This is a genomic window from Gelidibacter pelagius, assembly GCF_017581925.1.
Classification (GTDB): Bacteria; Bacteroidota; Bacteroidia; order Flavobacteriales; family Flavobacteriaceae; genus Gelidibacter; species Gelidibacter pelagius.
In genome coordinates this window covers 1-2,524 of sequence record NZ_JAGEVG010000049.1, presented here as the reverse complement: position 1 = coordinate 2,524, position 2,524 = coordinate 1, and the positions used below count along the sequence as shown (strand labels likewise).

3 protein-coding genes are annotated in these 2,524 nt (G+C 37.8%); all 3 read right to left on the bottom strand.

All coding sequences use genetic code 11. The features are described from left to right. On the bottom strand, window positions 1-207 hold a 207-nt coding region (locus tag J4051_RS18735), incomplete at its 3' end, for a hypothetical protein (RefSeq protein WP_208235417.1). Continuing rightward, window positions 191-1,045 (bottom strand): toprim domain-containing protein, encoded by an 855-nt coding sequence (locus J4051_RS18730; RefSeq protein WP_236027616.1) that lies wholly within the window; start codon window positions 1,043-1,045, stop codon window positions 191-193. The genes J4051_RS18735 and J4051_RS18730, both read right to left, overlap by 17 nt. 216 nt (window positions 1,046-1,261) lie before the next feature. Next, complete coding sequence (locus J4051_RS18725; RefSeq protein WP_208235416.1) at window positions 1,262-2,461, bottom strand: VapE domain-containing protein; 1,200 nt, start codon at window positions 2,459-2,461, stop codon at window positions 1,262-1,264. Between the last annotated feature and the right edge of the window lie 63 nt (window positions 2,462-2,524).

Genomic DNA, 2,524 nt, shown 5'->3' with positions numbered 1-2,524 from the left:
TCGTTTTTTTTCTTTGCGACCTTCGGGAGCAAACGAGAATGTGGCCACAGACACACATCTCGAATTCCTACCCAGAATAATTCCCATTCCATTGGCATCCATTTCAAGATCCAATTCTACACTTTCAGAATGTTTGAGTAATTGGGCAGGAATCTTTAGATATTGCTGCTGTTCATTGTTTCGTTCAATCTCATCCTTTTCTCTCATGACATAAAAAATCGTTTAAGTCCTTATGATTTTTATAGGCATCACTTTGATCATTTACATGACTATATTTCTTTGTCAAATAAAGTGTTGCATTTTGTCCAGCCGAATCGTTATCCAAATAGAGATCGACAATTTCATAATTTGAAATATGTGTTTCAACATTTTCTATAAATGCAATGGAATTTAATACAATGACATCTAAATCTTTTATTAAAGAGCCATTCATAACGGCCAACGATAATAAATCAAACATCCCTTCCAAGATGATTAGATGTTTGCTGTTTCTTTGGAGATGGGTATATGATTTTGGGCTACTGCTATTCTTAAATATCCTATTCCGTAATTCCCATCCGTTTTTGCTATTCTGTAAACCAATAGCAAAAAATTGCTTGTCCTTAAAGGTGTACCAAACTTCACTACAATAAGAATTGGCAATCTGTAATGGAATCCGTCTCAGGTTCAGATACTGGATCAATGCTGGGTGTTTGATGTTCTGAATTTTAGTGATGGCTAACCCATTGTCATTTGAATTGAAAGGTTGTTGCTGTTGAAAAGAAAAAGAAGGCCAATCTTGATTCAAATACGCCAGAGCTTCCTTCACAGAACATTTCAAAATCCTACAGACCAAATCAATCACATTGCCTCCTATTCCTTCACCATGGTCGTACCATCGATTCATAGTCTTGGAGACTTTAAAAGAGGCTTGGGTTTCTGACCTGAAAGGACTCAGAAACCAAGCTTCTTTTTCCGCTGTCTTTTGGGGAAAGTGCCCGAGATTTGCCAGCGCCTTTTCGATGGGAAAAGCTCGGGCGCTTTCACAGTTTATTTTTCTTTTCATCAGCTTCTTCTTTTATAACTTAGTATTTACCTACCTAGTTACCTATGCCAGTAATCATAAGGCATATAACAAAAGGTAAGTTCCTTTTTACGTTACCTAGCTTACCTATTGAGGTCGTTAGGTAAGATTGAGGTAACTTCTTTTTAAATGATCTTACCTAAATAAACCCAAGCATTCTTTGGGCATTAGATCCATTAGGTAAGTAGGTAGGTTGTTTTATAGTTTTTTGGGTACTTCCAGTTCCCAAGGGCTGTTTTTGAAAATTGCTTTTGCCAAATAACCATACACCTGTCTTTGGGGATGCTTGACTTTTTGAAAGTTAAATCCCGAGAGTGCCCTTCCAAGATTGATGTGGTTCAACCGCACGTTGAGACACGATAAGGCAACCATAACATCTGTGGCCGTCACAAAATCTTCAATGTCGTCGGAGCTTTCGTAATACTTGGCAACCATCTCCTGTTCGGAAGTCAGTTTTGTATACCGTTTGTTGCGCTCTTCATTTTCGTTCACATCTTTTGCGGAGAGTTCAGGATTAAAGGTTTTATCAAAGTAGGCAAGATGGTACGCCTGAGTCCAAACGTCCTTTATAATGATTTCATTGGAATAGGAGAAATCGATCACGTCCTTTAATTCAAAGCAAAGCCATCTTACCGATCCTGTTTCATCATTGAGAAACGAGGACATGTTGGTGGAACCCATAAATGAACAGATTCTGGGTAATGTGGTGTTTTTCCGATCGTAGGGTAAACGTTCATTAATAAAGGTCTTGGAGAAAAAAGCTTTCAGGGCGTTGACATCCTTTTTTGACAGCACGGCCAATTCATCCAGATTGTATAAAAAATTTCGACATAACTGGATCCTGGCATCTTTATCATTGCTGATGTCCTCGGCCATATATTCTGCAAGTTCCGGTGGGCATAAAAATCGGCACCAAGTAGATTTCCCTGAGCTCTGCCCTTTATGGCTTATGATAAGCGCCTGCTTATTGAAGTAACCAGGTTCCAAAGCACACTTTATGGATCTTACTAACCATTTTTTAAAGTGATACAGAAAGACCTCAGGTTCGTAGATGGGCAAATAGGCCGCTAATTTTGAAATGTGGTCCACTCCGTCCCACTTGGGCAACGACTTAAAATACTCCTGAATGGGATTGTATTTTTTAATAAGTTCGGACTTTATTAGTATTTCAAGCTTGGCAGGATTGATCTCCACACCTGCTTTGTTCAATTCGATGATCAAAGAATTCAAATTGATGTAATTCCATTCTTTATTACCTTTTAACGATATCTGAAAATCGTGTGAGATCTCATTATAGAGGATGTCATATTTTCCAGATAGATAGTCGATCGCATAATCGAAAATTGTTTTCTTTTTGGGATCTTTAACAATATATAATTGCTGTTTATTTGTTTCCATAGACGTTGGCTTTAGTGAAATAGTATATTTCGCAGATTAAATGCGCTTATTCCTTAAGGAATA

Excerpts from the sequence above, each read along its gene's own strand:
- J4051_RS18725 (WP_208235416.1), bottom strand. The coding sequence starts at position 2,461 with ATGGAAACAAATAAACAGCAATTATATATTGTTAAAGATCCCAAAAAG.
- J4051_RS18730 (WP_236027616.1), bottom strand. The coding sequence starts at position 1,045 with ATGAAAAGAAAAATAAACTGTGAAAGCGCCCGAGCTTTTCCCATCGAA.